The sequence below is a fragment of the Zhongshania sp. genome (assembly GCF_047636175.1).
Taxonomy (GTDB): Bacteria; Pseudomonadota; Gammaproteobacteria; order Pseudomonadales; family Spongiibacteraceae; genus Spongiibacter.
The window spans coordinates 76,343-91,316 of sequence record NZ_JBLIKC010000002.1 but is presented as its reverse complement, the minus strand read 5'-3'; the positions used below and the strand labels follow the sequence as shown (position 1 = coordinate 91,316).

The window sequence follows — 14,974 nt, the reverse complement described above, 5'->3', positions numbered from 1 at the left end:
TCCCGCGACCCACACGGGGCAAGCGCCAACCACACCACTCTTTATATTCATGACCTTGGCGAGCCGCACCTAACCCCAGAGAAAAATTATGAGACTGCTTTACGGCGTACAGGGAACCGGTAACGGCCATATCTCCCGGGCCCGCATGATGGCCAAACACTTTGCGGAAAAAAACGTCGACGTTCGCTTTTTATTTTCCGGACGCGCACCTGACCAGTACTTTGATATGGACATTTTTGGACACTATCAGTTCCGTGACGGCCTTACATTCGCAACTAACAAAGGGAGTATCAGCGCGCTAAAAACCTTAGCTCACCTTAAACCACTGACGTTTATCCGCGATGTTCGCAATCTTGACCTCAGTAGCTATGACGCCATCATAACCGACTTTGAACCGATTACTGCCTGGGCCGGTAGGCTACAAAAAAAGCCCGTTATTGGTGTTGGCCACCAGTACGCATTTGGCTATCCAGAGGTACCGCAAAGTGGCGTCGACTTGCGCAACCGCTTAATTATGCGGTTCTTCGCACCAGTGCAATATCGACTGGGCCTACACTGGAGCAACTTCAACGCCAACATCACACCGCCTATCATCAATCCCGACGAGATTCGCCAGCCCTGCACGACACCCCCACATATTGTGGTGTATCTCCCCTTTGAGGATCAGCAGCAGGTCAGTGAGGCACTCGCTAAATTCCCGGCGCAGAAATTTATTCAATACGCGCCTCAACTAGAGCGTGAGGAATGTGGAAATATCAGTCGCCGGCCAACTAGCTTGCACGATTTTAAGCACCAGCTCTGTCATGCTAAGGGCGTTATATGCAATGCCGGCTTCGAGTTAATCAGCGAATGCCTGCACATGGGAATTCCTGCCTTAGCCAAACCGGTTGCCGGCCAAGCAGAGCAATTAGGAAACGCCGTCGCCTTACAACAACTCGGCGTGGCCAGTGTGATGCACGAGTTTTCGGCAAAAAATATTGAAAACTGGCTTGCCAATATCCCCTCGCAACTGCCGGCCCACTACCCCGATGTTGCGGCGGCAATCTGTGACTGGCTGCTAAGTGGCGAGTGGCATGACAGCAGTCATTTAGTCTCCTCACTCTGGGAACAAACCGGTCGACCTAGTCATACGATTGCTGCAACGGGCTGACATTATTGATGAAATATAGCGATCGAAACCACCCTCAGAATCTATCAGTCAATACCGAAAGCGAACTGCACGGACCCGAACTACCCGATTTCACTGACGTTATGGATGAATGCCGCGGTCGGCTTCGCCACCGCTTGTCTGAGCTCATCTCTATGGAGCAGCTTTGCCGTCAGGCCGGTGACTTAATTTCTACCCGCACCGAAGCGCTCATTGACGTTAAAGACTTCACCCTGCCCTTGGTGTCACTTACTATTGGCAACCCACATACCGCAAAACATTGCCTACTCCTGACCGCCGGCATTCACGGCGTGGAACGCATCGGCACCCAGGTTTTATTAGCCTGGTTAGAAACGGTTATTGAACGTTGTCGCTGGGACGCCCTTTGGCGCGCGCAGTTTAATACCGATATTGCCATCGTGGCGGTACCTATCGTCAATCCCGGCGGGATGCTTCAGGACTCACGCTGCAATCCCAACGGTGTTGACTTGAATCGTCACGCCCCTATCGACGCTGAAGACAAAGTGCCTTTTTTGATTGGCGGTCAGCGCATTTCAAAAGCTATTCCCTGGTATCGAGGTAAGCGTGGCGCAGAAGCTGAAGTTGAATTTGTCGCCCTGCAAAATATAATCAAACGTTACTGCCAGATAGCTCGCCCAAGTATAGTTATCGATTTTCACTCCGGCTTCGGTTTTCAAGATCAGCTCTGGATTCCCTATGCCTACCGGCGCCAACCCATTGACGACATTGCTAGCTACGTTGCACTCAAATTACTATGGGAGCGCAATTTTCCCCATCACAATTACGTCTTTGGCCCACAGGCGATGCACTACCTAAGCCACGGTGATATTTGGGATTACTTCCATCGCCAATGCCGCGCCGACGGCATCACGCTGCTGCCGCTGACCTTAGAAATGGGCTCATGGCTGTGGGTTAAAAAACATCCCCAACAACTGTTTAGCTTTGCGGGATTATTCAACCCAACTGTGCCCCATCGCCAAGCTAGGGTCTTGCGAGGTCATCTACTACTGATTGACTTCCTACTCGCCGCAGCGCGGAATATCGAGTACTGGCAGCCAAGTGGAGAGCAGGAACGTGAAATGCAGCAGATGGCACAAAGCCTTTGGTATCGGCAGTTATGAATACCTTAGATGCAATACAAGACACTTACGCCCCCGATATTAAACACTGGGTATTCCTTCGCGGTCTAGGTCGCGAGCAAGCGCACTGGGGAGACTTTATACAACGCTGCGAGGCCGAACTTGGCTGGCACTGCCACGCTATTGATCTACCAGGATTCGGCAGCGAGCATCAGCGCCCCTCGCCGCTCACCATCGCCGATATTCGCCGAGACGTTCAACAGCGACTGCCGCAATACATCGCCAACACTGGGCAAGCCTTTGGCGTGGTCGCACTCTCTCTAGGTGGTATGGTTGCGCTAGACTGGTTAGCTATGGCGCCACAAGACATTGCCAAGGCCATTTTCATCAATAGCAGCAGTGCAGATTGCGGATTACTTCAACGCATAAAACCCGGCGCTATTACTGCCACTGCCCATGCACTTTTAGCCACCAGCCATGCTACTCAGGAGAGCGCCATACTCAAAATGGTGAGCAATAACAACACCCAACACGCCGAGTTACTAGGCCAGTGGTGCCACATTCGACAGCTGCGCCCAAGCACCAAACGCAATGTACTGCGGCAGCTTATTGCCGCATCGCAATTCAAATCACCATCAGTCGCTAGCATTGCAAACGCTAAGGGCCATTTTATCAGTAGCCGCGCCGACCGAATGGTTTCATATAAATGCAGTGAATACCTTGCCAACAAATATCATTGCTGGCTAACACTGCATAGTACCGCCGGTCATGACTTACCAATTGATGATGCCGCGTGGTTAATTGGCGTATTCAAAACAATCCAAGGCTGAAATCATAGTTGATCTCCACTTGCGGGAGCGAGTCACTCATTACCTTCGATAGCGAAAACCCTAATCAACCAAAGTTTACCCCCTATTACTTAAGCGGTAACGCACTTTGGATAAATCCGATCCCAAGAGTAGCCAAGCTATTTATTGATTTTAATTTGGTCTGGGCTAGAGCTTAGGCAGCTTTTGGCTGCTGCCCTGCCGACGGTGTTTCACCTAAATAGCGTTTGCGGCGAGCTGGCTTCATTTTTTCTATGTCCACCAGCACTAAACCGTCAATGCAATCGGCAAAGTCTGGGTCCACATTAAAGGCGGCAAAACTTACCCCACCGTCTTCACACAATTCAGTATATTGCTTGTACAAAGTGGGCACCGAACAACCCATCGCCGCGAGCTGCTCTTTAAGTGTGGCGAACTCGTCGCGATAGTCTTGACCGCTAAATACCGTTTCAGTCAATTCACTTTTATAGGGGCTGCTAGCCTTGGCCCAAGGCTGCGTTGCCGGGAAGTGAGCCTGATAAAATTGAATCAACAAGTCTTTTGCACCACGCGGCAGGCTATCGCTTAGACTGACCGGCCCGAATAAGTAGCGAACCTCTGGGTAGCGACGCAGGTAAGTGCCCAGACCCTGCCAGAGATAATCCAGACCATTTCTACCCCAGTAACGCGGCTGAACGAAGCTGCGCCCCAATTCAGCGCCACACTCAAAATAGTCTTCCGCATAGGGGATCTGATACTCAAACAGCGACTCGCTGTATAAGGTCTCACCTTCTGCTAAATCTTTAAGCCGCTTTAAACGATAAGCTCCCACCAGCTCCAGCTGGTTTTCGTCCCACAGCACAATATGATCGTAGTAGGCGTCAAAAGCGTCTACATCACGGCGATGGCCAGTGCCTTCACCAACAGCGCGAAAGCTCACTTCACGCAGGCGGCCTATTTCACGCATCACAGTGCAATCGCCACTGTATTGATAGCAGTAAATTTCCATACCGTCTCGGGTACTACCAAGATGGTCACATTGACGAATAGCGCGGCGTAATTTCTGTCTATCCTCGGGGTGAGCGACCGCTTGCGCAACAGGCATAAAGCAGGACTCGCCACCGCGCTTACGACGTCCCAATTTATAAATATGCTTTTTAAACAGCCTAGCTTTTGCAGGGGCAGTTAAAGGTAGCTTTTGGTAGACATCAGCCTCAATAGCAGGGCCAATGGTGACTATTACGGTGCGATTACTCTGCTTGAACATCTCTCGAATCAGCCACAGCGTCGACAGGGGTTTCGCCAGCAAGGACAGGGCGTAGAAAAATACTGAATTGCGAGCATTAATATGCACTGGCAAAATAGGCGCCTTGGCTTTACTCGCAAATTTGATGAAGCCATTGCGCCAGCGGCCGTCACGAATACCCGCAGGGCTAAAACGTGAGACTTCTCCAGCAGGAAATATGATAACCGCACCCTCAGCACTAAGGTGATTATGAATAGCTTGCAAGTTCTCTCTGCGATTACGTTTGCCGCTCATATTATCTACCGGCAACAGCAGTGAACGCAGCGGTTTGATCGCATAAAGTAACTCGTTGGCAATCACTTTGACGTCGCTGCGAACTTCTGAAACCAGTTTTAATAGCGCCAAGCCGTCGAGACTACCAATAGGATGATTGGAAATTATCACTACCCGACCGCTTAAGGGGATACGCTCTTTATCCAACGCACTAACCGCGTAACCAAAGTCAAAGTAGTCTAGGCCCTTCTCAATAAAATCTAAGCCTTGAAGATAGGGATAGTCTTTCTCGAATTGCTTAAACTCCGCCTCATGAAATAAGTATTTCAACAACGCTGATAGTGTTCTCTTTATACGTGGATAGCCCTTGGAGATTTTAGGAAATTGCTCATCAATCACAGCATCAACAGAAATCATAATATCTACTCCTAGTTATTATCCGGCGCGACGCAGGGGTAATAATTGCGCTTCAGCTGGACCGCCATTATCCGACATGCTTTGCAATAAGGTCTGATGCTCGGTCCATTGCACCAACTCTAAATTTCCTTGGTAGGTTTCACCTAACAAGGTGCAGTTCTCAATCCAGTCGCCGTCATTGCAATACAGTAAACCTTTAATATTTTTCAGTGCCGGCTGATGAATATGACCACAGATGACGCCATCTAAACCGCGTCTTGATGCCTCTTTGACCGCCGCCTCCTCAAAGACACTAATTACATTTCTAGCGTTGGGAATTCGCTGCTTGATATAGGTCGCTAAAGACCAATAATTGTGGCCAAAGCGACTGCGCAAAACATTAGCCCAGCGGTTCAAAAACAATAAGAAATCGTAAGCTACATCACCAACGAGGTGCTCCCATTTACGCAAACGTATATGCTCGTCAAGGCAGTCACCGTGAAACATCAACAAACGTTTTCCGTTCACGGTGGTGTGAATAGCTTCACGCTTTATTTCAATAGGTCCAAGAATATGACCAACATAATCTCGCAATGGCTCGTCATGATTACCCGGTATATATACCAGCCGCGTGCCGCTACTGGCTTTAGCGAATAAGGCCCTGACTACATCGTAGTGACTGGCTGGCCAAAAGAAGCTTCGCTTTAGCGCCCAAAGATCGACAATATCGCCAACCAAATAAAGCGTCTCGCATTCAACACTGTTAAGAAAATCAAGAAGGTAGTCCGCACGGCAATCTTTAAAACCGAGATGAATATCGGATAACCAAATGGTTTTGTATCGCTGTCTTGTTTCCACGCGTATGCATCCTCGCTATGCATTTGTAGCAAGATTAGGACTTCAAGGTGACAAACAGAGGGCTTTTTAAAGGCAATTTTATGACAGTGTCATGGGTGGGAATAAAATGACGCCGAGCATTAAGCGTCAACAATTATTATGTGGCTAATAAATCTAAGAAATGATCGACTAATAAATCAGGTTGCGCGTCGGCTATAGGCGCCCCGTGGTTATAGCCATAACTCACACAGGCAACCGGCATTTTGGCTGCCCTTGCAGCGTGCACATCGTTGATTGAATCACCGACCATGACGGTATTCCCAAGATCGACACCGAGTTGCTCACAGGCCAGTAATAGCGGCGCAGGATCTGGCTTGCGAACACTGAGCGTGTCACCACCAACCAATATAGGCATAAAAGTATCCATACCAAAATGCGCCAAAATAGGACGACTGAATCGCGCTGGCTTATTGGTGACACAGGCCATCTTAATACCCTGTTCGTGCCAAACTGAGAGGGCCTGAAAAACACCATTATACATCGTGGTTCGCTGACAAGTTTGCTCGCCATAGTGCTTAAAGAAAACCGCGAGCAATTTATCTGTGATCTCTTCGCTTACTGACTTCTCAGGTATTTCCAAGGCAAATGACAAAGCGCGCACTACTAATTTACGCGCGCCATTGCCCACCCAAGATCGAGTTCTTGCAAGGCCTGCTGGCGGGTAATTTAACTGTTCTAAGCTTGCATCTAGGGCGGCGGCTAAATCCGGCACACTATCAATCAGGGTGCCGTCTAAATCGAATAGAATCGCCTTAAGCTCGCGGCCGCCAAGAAGGCTCTGCAGTTTTTTCATACGCCGGCTAATTCACTTCGCATTTTTTCAATGACATCAATATATTCACCGCCATTGAAAATAGCCGAACCGGCAACAAAGGTGTCGGCACCTGCCGCGGCGATTTCGGCGATATTGTTGGCTGATATTCCGCCGTCAACTTCCAGACGAATACTCCGACCGGATGCATCAATAAGCGCCCTCACCTCTTTGATTTTATCAATGGTTGATGGAATAAAGCTCTGACCACCAAAACCGGGATTCACCGACATTAACAAAATCATGTCGAGCTTATCCATGACATATTTCAATACGTCGGGGCCGACCGCGGGATTCAATACCAAGCCCGCCTTACAGCCGGCATCGCGAATCATCTGCAATGAGCGATCAATATGGGTGGAAGCATCGGGATGGAAAGTAATAATGCTGGCGCCAGCCTCTGCAAAATCGGCAATCATCCGGTCAACCGGCGAGACCATTAAATGCACGTCTATCGGCGCTTTCACGCCATGTTTACGCAAGGCTTTGCACACCAAAGGGCCAATGGTAAGATTCGGCACATAGTGATTATCCATTACATCAAAGTGCACAATGTCTGCGCCCGCCTCTAGCACCGCATCCACTTCCGCACCCAGACAGGCAAAATTAGCCGACAGTATTGACGGCGCTATCCAGTAATCAGCCATAGTGTTTCCCGCTTTGTTTATCATTGTAATTGAAGTCGTTTTCCCATGCGCTAAAGCACAAGGTCGTTAAATACTCAGACCGACATTTTACGCCAATCTCGGTCCAGATTCAGCTGTCAGTTTTAACCTTTAAAAATACGTCTAATGCCGCTAGCCGCTCAGGTGTGCCAATATCCCACCAATGGCCATCATATAAATCGCCGCTTACCGCCGCCCTCGCCATCGCCGCCTGCATTACCGATTTCAAAGCGCGTTTGCCGACACTAAAATCGCTAAATACCGATGGCCGCCAGACACTGATACCAGAAAAAGTATAGCTAGCTTCATCCCCGACAGCGCTCTTTTCTGTGACTAAACCCGGGGCGCTAAGCCCAAAGTCACCTAAAGGATTATGGTCCGGATTTTTAATCATCACTAAATGGGCTGCATCCGGCCGCTTGGCGATTAAAGTGGCGAAGTCAAAATCCGTCCAAATATCGCCATTAATCAGCAAAAAGGGTTCGTCATCAGAATTGCCATCGCACAACAGCGGCAGTGCCTGGACAACACCGCCAGCGGTTTCCAATGGTGTTTGCTCGCGGGATACCTTTATAACTAGCCCGCAGCGCCGCCCGACGCCTGCCAAATAGGCGTCTAACTGATCTGCTAGCCAGAAACAATTCACCACAATGTCGCTAATACCCGCGGCAGCCAGCTTTTCAATATGGTAGTCAATGAGGGCCTTACCACCGGCCCTTAGCAAGGGTTTGGGCGTGTGATCAGTCAGCGGTCGCATCCGCGTGCCTAAACCGGCGGCAAGAATCATTGCTTTCACAAATCAAGACCCGTATACCAAGACTGCCCGATAATAATTGGTATCAGTTTTTCTTCAAACCAGCCACAAAATGCCTCCAATTCGGGATACTGGCTGGCAACGCCGAGGGTGTAGGCAATAACTAAAGGCAAATCACTCAGGTAGTTAGATTTTCCGTCGCGAAGATGTAAGCGAGCAAAGATGCCCAGCACTTTGATATGGCGCTGCATGCCCATCCAGTCGACATCTTGCAAAAAGTCGGCTTCGCTAATATTACTTAATAGACCCGCCCGCATCGCCATTTGCCGATAGACCCCAATCCAATCATCGACCTGCTCCGGCGACCAGCTGATATAACAGTCGCGCACAAGAGAAACCAGATCGTAAGTGATGGGGCCCTGCACTGCGTCCTGAAAATCAATCATGCCTAGACGTTCATCTGCCAACACCATTAAATTACGGCTGTGAAAGTCGCGATGAACCAGCACTTGCGCCTGCTGCAGAGCGCGCGCGATCAGTAAGTCAAAGACGTCTGTGAGCATCGCTTGCTCATCGACGTTTAATTTATAGCCCAATAGGCCCTCAACAAACCATTCGGGAAACAGCGCCATTTCGGTCTGGAGGCGCGCACCGTCGTATTGGGGAAGCTCGTGTGCCGTCACCGGAATTGCTTGCAGGGTCAGCAGGTTGCGAAAAGCTTGACGATAATAGTGATCCGCCGCCGCACTGTTCACCAACAGCGGACCCAATAGCTGATCGCCAAAATCCTCCTGCAATAGGAACCCGCGCTCTTGATCCCAGGCCAAAAGCTCAGGCACCCGCGCGCCATGACGGTGTAATAGACCCTGAACCATTGAAAACGCGAGATTATCTTCTTTCTCTGGCGGCGCATGCACCGCAATCACACTGCCACCGGCATTTAATGGCAGTCGGTAATAATGTCGAAAGCTAGCATCGCCCGACACCACCTCCAGCGTATTTGCGGCATCGCTTGCAGACAAAGCCAACTGCTGCAAACACCAGCTATGCAGCTCGCTCAAAATTTGATTCATATCTTAATTCCGTTAACGACTCATATTTAGAGACCGTTGCTATGAGGGATCTATCCAATACTGATATTTTTCACTCTGGTGGCGCCCCCTGATTGCAGCTACCGCTGGCCGCAATGACACATAACTGGCAGTTTATAGGCATTAACACCTTTATTCTCAGCGTGTTTGCTCGCCACAGAAGCAAACTCCTACGCCGGCAAAGATCTCTATATGCATCGCCACAGACCAGAGTTTTAGCCCTTTTCTGCACTCAGGCGGGCATCCTAGCAGAGAATGCTTTATTATCCACCTTCGCCAATCCGGGCTCCATCGCCAGAATAAAATCATTTACTGATGTCAGCGTTTCGCCTAATTCTAATATCCCTGCTCGCTGCCCTCCCGGGGTCGGTGCTAGCACAGGTAAATGCCGCCGCAGATTGCAGTAGCACAGACGCCTCGGCACTCAATACCGACACCTCGGAATTACCTGCGTACTATCAGCACTGGCACTGGGTACCAAACTCCCACCTGAGTGAATCCGCGAAATGCGGCCTCAGCCCCGGCTGCCAGGGGCGGTTCATTGAACCTGCAAGAAACTGGGAGGGGGCTGACCAAACGCCACTGCGCGCGCCGCTAAACGTCTCCGCCGACACCATTGAATCTATCGGCGACAAAGCCACCATGACCGGCGACGTCCAACTCCGTAAAGGCGACCTAAGCCTAGATGCGGGATACGCGCAGTATAATCGCAGCAATAACACCGTGATGTTGCGTGACAATGTGGTTTTGCGCCAGCCAGGTATTTTATTGCGGGGTCAGTTCGCCGAAATCAACACTAACAAAGGCTTAGGCGAACTAGAACAAGCGGAAATTTTAAGCTTTGATACTGGCGCCCGCGGCACCGCGAGGCGTATTTCGCGGCCCGACTACAGCCGCTTTGAGCTCGAACAAGCGAGTTACACTCAATGCACGCCTGATAATGAAACCTGGTCGCTACACGCCGACAGCATTGTTTTAGATTACGACAGTGGCCGTGGTGTGGCGCGAGGAACCAGTATTCGAGTCTACGACTTTCCGGTATTTTATACGCCTTATCTAAACTTCCCTGTCGATGAACGCCGTGCAACGGGCTTTTTGTTCCCGTCTATCGGGGTGGCTGATGGCAGCCTAGATATATCAACACCGTATTACTTAAATCTTGCTCCCAACTACGATGCCATTATTTCACCGCGTTACATCGAGCAACGTGGCGAGGCTATAGAAGCTGAATTGCGCTATTTAAATAAATACAGCGAGTGGGCCGTCAACACCAGCTACTTAGGCAATGATAAAAGGGAAGATATCAACCGCTGGTTACTAGGCGTGGCCGAAGAAGGCTATATTAATGAACGCTGGGGCACTGAAATCGATTTTACTAAAGTCAGCGACGATGACTACTTTAGTGACTTGGGCCTTGCCAATCTAGCGGTCAAACGCAGCACTCACCTAAATCAGCAAGCGGCAGTCAATTACAGCTCTGACGACTGGACTGGACGTATTGAAGTGCAGCGCTATCAGACCATTGCCGCGGTTGAAGATCCCTACCAAAAACTGCCACAACTGAGTTTGAACTACCAATCACCGGCAAAGAATTTCAAACTGGAACCCAGCATTGAATTTGAGTACACCCAGTTCGATCACCGCGATAAACTTCGCCAAGGCGGCGGCAGAGTAACGGGGCAACGCCTGTTTGGCACCGCAGGAGCCAGCTTACCGATGCGCTGGCGCTGGGGTTTTCTTGAACCCGCCATCAAAAGTCGTCATGTTCGCTACGAGCTAGAAGACGCAGATTTAGCCGGCATTGATGGCAGTCCCAGCGCCAACAGCGGCCAATTTAGCCTTGATAGCGGCTTATATTTTGAACGTGATGTAAAAATATCTGATCAAGACTGGACCCAAACCGTTGAACCGCGACTGTTTTATCGTTATGCCGAATATCAGGAGCAAATCGGCCAGCCTGACTTCGACAGCTCTGCTCTGACATTTACCTATCAACAGCTTTTCCGCGACACCCGTTTTACCGGCCACGACCGACTAGACGATGCGAATCAAATTACCGTGGGCGTAAGCAGCCGCCTTATTAATAATAATGCGGGACGCGAAGTCCTCACTGCCAGCCTTGGTCAATTGCATTATTTTGATGATGGCCGGGTCCAGTTGCCCGGTGATACCGTGCGAAAAAGCAGCAACTCCGATTTGGCTGGCCAAATTCGTATTCTGCCGGACGACAATCGCTGGTTGAGCACTGATATTCTGTATGATGCCCGCCAAGGGGTGCTCAATCAGACCAATCTGAGCTACCATCAGCGCAGCGACAACGGCACCCTGTTTAACGCCGGCTATACCTTTCGTCGTAAAGGAAACAATCTCGGTGGTTTAGAGAACGACGTTAAGCAGGGCGATGTTTCTTTGAGTTTGCCGCTAAATGACCAGTGGAAACTATTTGCCAAAACCCAATATGATTTCGAGGACGATCGCCCTGTCGAAAATCTTGTTGGCGCGGAATACCAGAACTGCTGCTGGCTTACCCGCATTGTTTATCAATGGGCCTTGGAACCCGACGACAACAATGGGTCTAATGTAGTTGGCACCAACAATACCGGAACTCAAAATAATTCTGCTGTATTGATCGAATTTCAGTTAAAGGGACTCGGGGGCCTCGGCACCGCAGTCGCTAGTGTTTTAAAGGACAGTATTTTTGGCTACTTATCTGATGACTAATATGCGTTTATTAAAAACTTTTATCGCCGTGCTATTGATTGCGCTGGCGCCACTCACCCAAGCCGAAACCGAGTGGCTAGATAAGGTTGTGGCCATCGTCGATGACGATATCATTCTTGCCAGCGAACTCGACGAACGTGTTCAGGGTATTCAAGCCAATATAGCCCGAACCGGCAAACAAGGGCCGCCAGAAGATGAGCTGAGCAAAGAGGTTCTCGATTTATTGGTGCTTGAAAACATTCAAATGCAAATGGCCAACCGCTATGGCCTGCGTATTGATGACGAAGAGTTAAACGCTGCGGTGGCGCGTATTGCCGCCAATAACAATATGTCGATCTCACAGTTCCAGCAAGCACTGGTCTCCAGCGGCGCCTCTTACCTCGCCGTGCGCGAGCAAATCAGCCGTGAAATGGTTCTTCAGCGCGTGCAAATGGGTAACGTAAATCAGCGTATTCAAGTGACTGAGCAGGAAATCCGAAATTACCTGCAATCATCAGAAGGCAAGGAAGTCACCTCACCGGAATTCCACTTTTCACACATCCTCATTCCAGTCAGCTCAGACGCCACTGACGCCGAGAGCAAACAAGCCAAAGCAAAAGCAGCCGCAATAAGCGATAAGCTGCGCACCGGTAAAAGCGTGGACAATGCCAGCGACAACATCAGCATCAGCGACCTCGGCTGGCGCAAAGGCATTGAGCTACCCGCTCTATTTAAAGACGTAGCCGCCAATATGAATGACGGTGATGTCTCGGAACCACTGCAAAGTGCCAGCGGTTTCCACATTATCAAACTCTTAGAAAGCCGCGGCGTGAAGCAGCTGGTCAAGCAAACCCGCGCCAGCCATATATTGCTAAAACCGTCGGCAATCCGCGATGAGTCACAAACTATTGCCCTAGCCAAGCAATTGCGCCAACGCGCTTTAAAAGGCGAAGATTTTCGCGAGCTTGCTAAAGAATTCTCGGAAGATATTGGCTCGGCGCAAGAAGGCGGCGATCTCGGCTGGACAACTCCCGGGCAGCTAGTGCCAGAATTCCAAGAAGCCATGGACGAAACTGCACTTGGAGAAATTCATAAGCCAACAGCAAGCCAGTTTGGCTGGCACGTTATTAAAGTGATTGAACGTCGCAGCAAAGACGTGACCGAAGACATGCGCAAACAAATTGCTCGCAGCGCTCTCCACGAACGTAAATACGCCGACGAACTCGATATTTGGCTGCGCAAGATTCGCAGCGAAGCCTTTGTCGACATTAAAATTTAATGCCAGTACGCCTTGCCATCACCCCCGGCGAACCTGCCGGGGTGGGACCAGAGCTCCTAGTTAAACTAGTCCAGCAAGACTTTAATGCTGAACTCGTGGTCTTTGCCGACCGAGAGCTGCTGCGGCAGCGCGCTAAAGACATCGGTCTGCCTTTAGATATTATCGATGCCGACTTTAACGCAACACCGCAGCGCCATCGCGCGGGTCAACTGCGAGTCGTCAATATCCCATGCAGCAGCCCCGCCATAGCCGGCATACTCAACACCGACAATGCCAATTACGTATTAGAAACTCTGCGCCAGGCTACCGATGCGTGCATAGCAGGACACTGTGATGGTCTCGTTACCGGGCCAGTGCAAAAATCGATTATTAACGATGCTGGCATTCCCTTTAGCGGCCATACCGAATTTCTGGCCGAGCGCTGCAATGTCGATAAAGTAGTCATGATGCTGGCCAGTGAGCAGCTGCGTGTCGCCTTAGTGACCACCCATTTACCCTTGAGTGCGGTTCCTGCAGCAATCACTAGCGATAATCTGCAGCGCGTTACTGAAATTTTACATAGCGCATTAATGCAGCAATTTGGGTGTCAGCAACCCCGCATCTTGGTCTTGGGCCTAAATCCCCATGCCGGTGAAGGCGGGCATATGGGCAGAGAAGAGATCGACACGATTATTCCCTGTCTTGAGCAACTGCGACAGCGCGGCTGGCAACTAGAGGGCCCATTACCTGCAGATACAGCATTTACCCCGCGCCATCTTGAGCACTGCGATGCCGTACTGGCCATGTACCATGACCAGGGCTTGCCGGTACTTAAATATCAAGGCTTTGGCCAAGCCGTAAACATTACTCTTGGCCTGCCTATCGTTCGCACCTCAGTAGACCACGGCACCGCCTTGGACTTAGCCGGCAGCGGCCGCGCCGACAGCGGCAGCTTTAACGCCGCCCTCACCACCGCCATATCTATGGCGGAGCACAGCAGCAGGAACAGTTATTAATGCAGTCGCCCCAATCACCACCGCGCCATCAGGCGCGCAAACGTTTTGGTCAGAATTTTCTTAATGATCAGGGAATTATTCGCAGTATCGTTCGCGCGATATCCCCTTTAGAACATCAACGCGTCCTAGAAATTGGGCCCGGCCAAGGCGCGATCACCGAATCTATTTTAGCTACTGGCTGCCAGCTCGACGTTATTGAGCTAGATCGCGACCTCATTCCCATTCTTGAACATAAATTCGGCGCACAATCGAATTTTAGTATTCATCAAGGTGACGCCCTCAAGTTCGACTTTGGTGCCCTTGCCGCAGGTGAGAAACTGCGGGTCGTCGGCAATCTGCCCTACAATATATCGACGCCGCTGATATTCCACCTGCTCACCGCCCATGACTGCATTGCAGATATGCACTTTATGCTCCAGAAAGAAGTGGTAGATCGCCTTGCCGCCCAGCCAGGCAGCAAGACCTACGGTCGCCTTGGCATCATGGCCCAATACTATTGCGAAGTAGAATCGCTATTTGATGTACCTCCTGAAGCTTTTACCCCCCAGCCCAAGGTACAATCCGCGATCGTAAGATTAACCCCCTACGAAAAGCCGCCACTCCCAGCCAATAATGTCGAGACCCTGCAAATGGTCTTGCGCAGCGCGTTTAACCAACGCCGAAAAACCTTGCGCAACACCCTAAAAGGGGTTATCGATAACGAGGCAATAGAAAGTTTGGGAATAGATCCCGGCCTTCGCCCCGAACAGCTGGGCTTAGTGGAATATGTTGCCATCGCCAATGCGATAGACAACAACAGCGAGTAATTTGCGGA

Annotated in this window: 13 protein-coding genes; 7 read left to right on the top strand and 6 right to left on the bottom strand. The window is 50.4% G+C overall.

The annotated features are described in order from the left end of the window. Positions 1–88: 88 nt before the first annotated feature. The 3 genes from ACI955_RS01460 to ACI955_RS01450 are packed head-to-tail and all read left to right on the top strand — an operon-like array spanning position 89 to position 3,077. Complete coding sequence (locus ACI955_RS01460) at positions 89–1,150, top strand: MJ1255/VC2487 family glycosyltransferase (RefSeq protein WP_415241955.1); 1,062 nt, start codon at positions 89–91, stop codon at positions 1,148–1,150. 8 nt (positions 1,151–1,158) lie between these two features. Then, positions 1,159–2,289, top strand: a complete 1,131-nt coding sequence (locus ACI955_RS01455; RefSeq protein WP_415241954.1) for a DUF2817 domain-containing protein — start codon at positions 1,159–1,161, stop codon at positions 2,287–2,289. Continuing rightward, the gene (locus ACI955_RS01450) at positions 2,286–3,077 is read left to right on the top strand and encodes an alpha/beta fold hydrolase (protein WP_415241953.1); all 792 of its coding nucleotides are present in this window, start codon (positions 2,286–2,288) and stop codon (positions 3,075–3,077) included. The genes ACI955_RS01455 and ACI955_RS01450 overlap by 4 nt, the downstream gene beginning before the upstream one ends. Before the next feature lie 172 nt (positions 3,078–3,249). On the opposite strand, the gene ACI955_RS01445 is transcribed toward ACI955_RS01450, so the two are convergent. From ACI955_RS01445 to ACI955_RS01420, 6 genes are all read right to left on the bottom strand, one after another. Beyond that, on the bottom strand, positions 3,250–4,989 hold the full coding sequence (locus ACI955_RS01445) for a lysophospholipid acyltransferase family protein (protein WP_415241952.1): 1,740 nt from the start codon (positions 4,987–4,989) through the stop codon (positions 3,250–3,252). Positions 4,990–5,007: 18 nt separating this feature from the next. Next, the gene (locus ACI955_RS01440; protein ID WP_415241951.1) at positions 5,008–5,826 is read right to left on the bottom strand and encodes a UDP-2,3-diacylglucosamine diphosphatase; all 819 of its coding nucleotides are present in this window, start codon (positions 5,824–5,826) and stop codon (positions 5,008–5,010) included. A 136-nt stretch (positions 5,827–5,962) separates the two neighbouring features. Continuing rightward, the gene (locus tag ACI955_RS01435) at positions 5,963–6,658 is read right to left on the bottom strand and encodes a phosphoglycolate phosphatase (RefSeq protein ID WP_415241950.1); all 696 of its coding nucleotides are present in this window, start codon (positions 6,656–6,658) and stop codon (positions 5,963–5,965) included. Then, positions 6,655–7,323, bottom strand: coding sequence for a ribulose-phosphate 3-epimerase (gene rpe, locus ACI955_RS01430; RefSeq protein WP_415241949.1), 669 nt, complete (start codon positions 7,321–7,323; stop codon positions 6,655–6,657). Before rpe ends, ACI955_RS01435 begins: the two co-directional genes overlap by 4 nt. A gap of 109 nt (positions 7,324–7,432) precedes the next feature. Next, positions 7,433–8,128 (bottom strand): N-acetylmuramate alpha-1-phosphate uridylyltransferase MurU, encoded by a 696-nt coding sequence (murU, locus tag ACI955_RS01425; RefSeq protein ID WP_415242065.1) that lies wholly within the window; start codon positions 8,126–8,128, stop codon positions 7,433–7,435. Positions 8,129–8,133: 5 nt separating this feature from the next. After that, positions 8,134–9,168, bottom strand: coding sequence for an aminoglycoside phosphotransferase family protein (locus ACI955_RS01420; protein ID WP_415241948.1), 1,035 nt, complete (start codon positions 9,166–9,168; stop codon positions 8,134–8,136). 333 nt (positions 9,169–9,501) lie between these two features. On the opposite strand from ACI955_RS01420, the gene ACI955_RS01415 reads away from it, so the two are divergent. The 4 genes from ACI955_RS01415 to rsmA are packed head-to-tail and all read left to right on the top strand — an operon-like array spanning position 9,502 to position 14,966. Then, positions 9,502–11,907 carry an LPS-assembly protein LptD gene (locus tag ACI955_RS01415; RefSeq protein WP_415241947.1) on the top strand — a complete coding sequence of 802 codons (2,406 nt, stop codon included), beginning with the start codon at positions 9,502–9,504 and terminating at the stop codon, positions 11,905–11,907. Next, entirely contained in the window at positions 11,885–13,165 is a 1,281-nt protein-coding gene (locus ACI955_RS01410; protein ID WP_415241946.1) for a peptidylprolyl isomerase, read from the top strand. Before ACI955_RS01415 ends, ACI955_RS01410 begins: the two co-directional genes overlap by 23 nt. After that, a complete protein-coding gene (pdxA, locus tag ACI955_RS01405; protein WP_415241945.1) occupies positions 13,165–14,160 on the top strand; it encodes a 4-hydroxythreonine-4-phosphate dehydrogenase PdxA in 996 nt (331 codons plus the stop codon). Before ACI955_RS01410 ends, pdxA begins: the two co-directional genes overlap by 1 nt. Beyond that, complete coding sequence (gene rsmA, locus ACI955_RS01400; protein WP_415241944.1) at positions 14,160–14,966, top strand: 16S rRNA (adenine(1518)-N(6)/adenine(1519)-N(6))-dimethyltransferase RsmA; 807 nt, start codon at positions 14,160–14,162, stop codon at positions 14,964–14,966. The genes pdxA and rsmA overlap by 1 nt, the downstream gene beginning before the upstream one ends. Positions 14,967–14,974 lie beyond the last annotated feature (8 nt).

Excerpts from the sequence above, each read along its gene's own strand:
- pdxA (WP_415241945.1), top strand. The coding sequence starts at position 13,165 with ATGCCAGTACGCCTTGCCATCACCCCCGGCGAACCTGCCGGGGTGGGA.
- rsmA (WP_415241944.1), top strand. The coding sequence starts at position 14,160 with ATGCAGTCGCCCCAATCACCACCGCGCCATCAGGCGCGCAAACGTTTT.
- ACI955_RS01415 (WP_415241947.1), top strand. The coding sequence starts at position 9,502 with ATGTCAGCGTTTCGCCTAATTCTAATATCCCTGCTCGCTGCCCTCCCG.
- ACI955_RS01455 (WP_415241954.1), top strand. The coding sequence starts at position 1,159 with ATGAAATATAGCGATCGAAACCACCCTCAGAATCTATCAGTCAATACC.
- ACI955_RS01460 (WP_415241955.1), top strand. The coding sequence starts at position 89 with ATGAGACTGCTTTACGGCGTACAGGGAACCGGTAACGGCCATATCTCC.
- murU (WP_415242065.1), bottom strand. The coding sequence starts at position 8,128 with ATGATTCTTGCCGCCGGTTTAGGCACGCGGATGCGACCGCTGACTGAT.
- ACI955_RS01450 (WP_415241953.1), top strand. The coding sequence starts at position 2,286 with ATGAATACCTTAGATGCAATACAAGACACTTACGCCCCCGATATTAAA.
- ACI955_RS01435 (WP_415241950.1), bottom strand. The coding sequence starts at position 6,658 with ATGAAAAAACTGCAGAGCCTTCTTGGCGGCCGCGAGCTTAAGGCGATT.
- rpe (WP_415241949.1), bottom strand. The coding sequence starts at position 7,323 with ATGGCTGATTACTGGATAGCGCCGTCAATACTGTCGGCTAATTTTGCC.
- ACI955_RS01420 (WP_415241948.1), bottom strand. The coding sequence starts at position 9,168 with ATGAATCAAATTTTGAGCGAGCTGCATAGCTGGTGTTTGCAGCAGTTG.
- ACI955_RS01445 (WP_415241952.1), bottom strand. The coding sequence starts at position 4,989 with ATGATTTCTGTTGATGCTGTGATTGATGAGCAATTTCCTAAAATCTCC.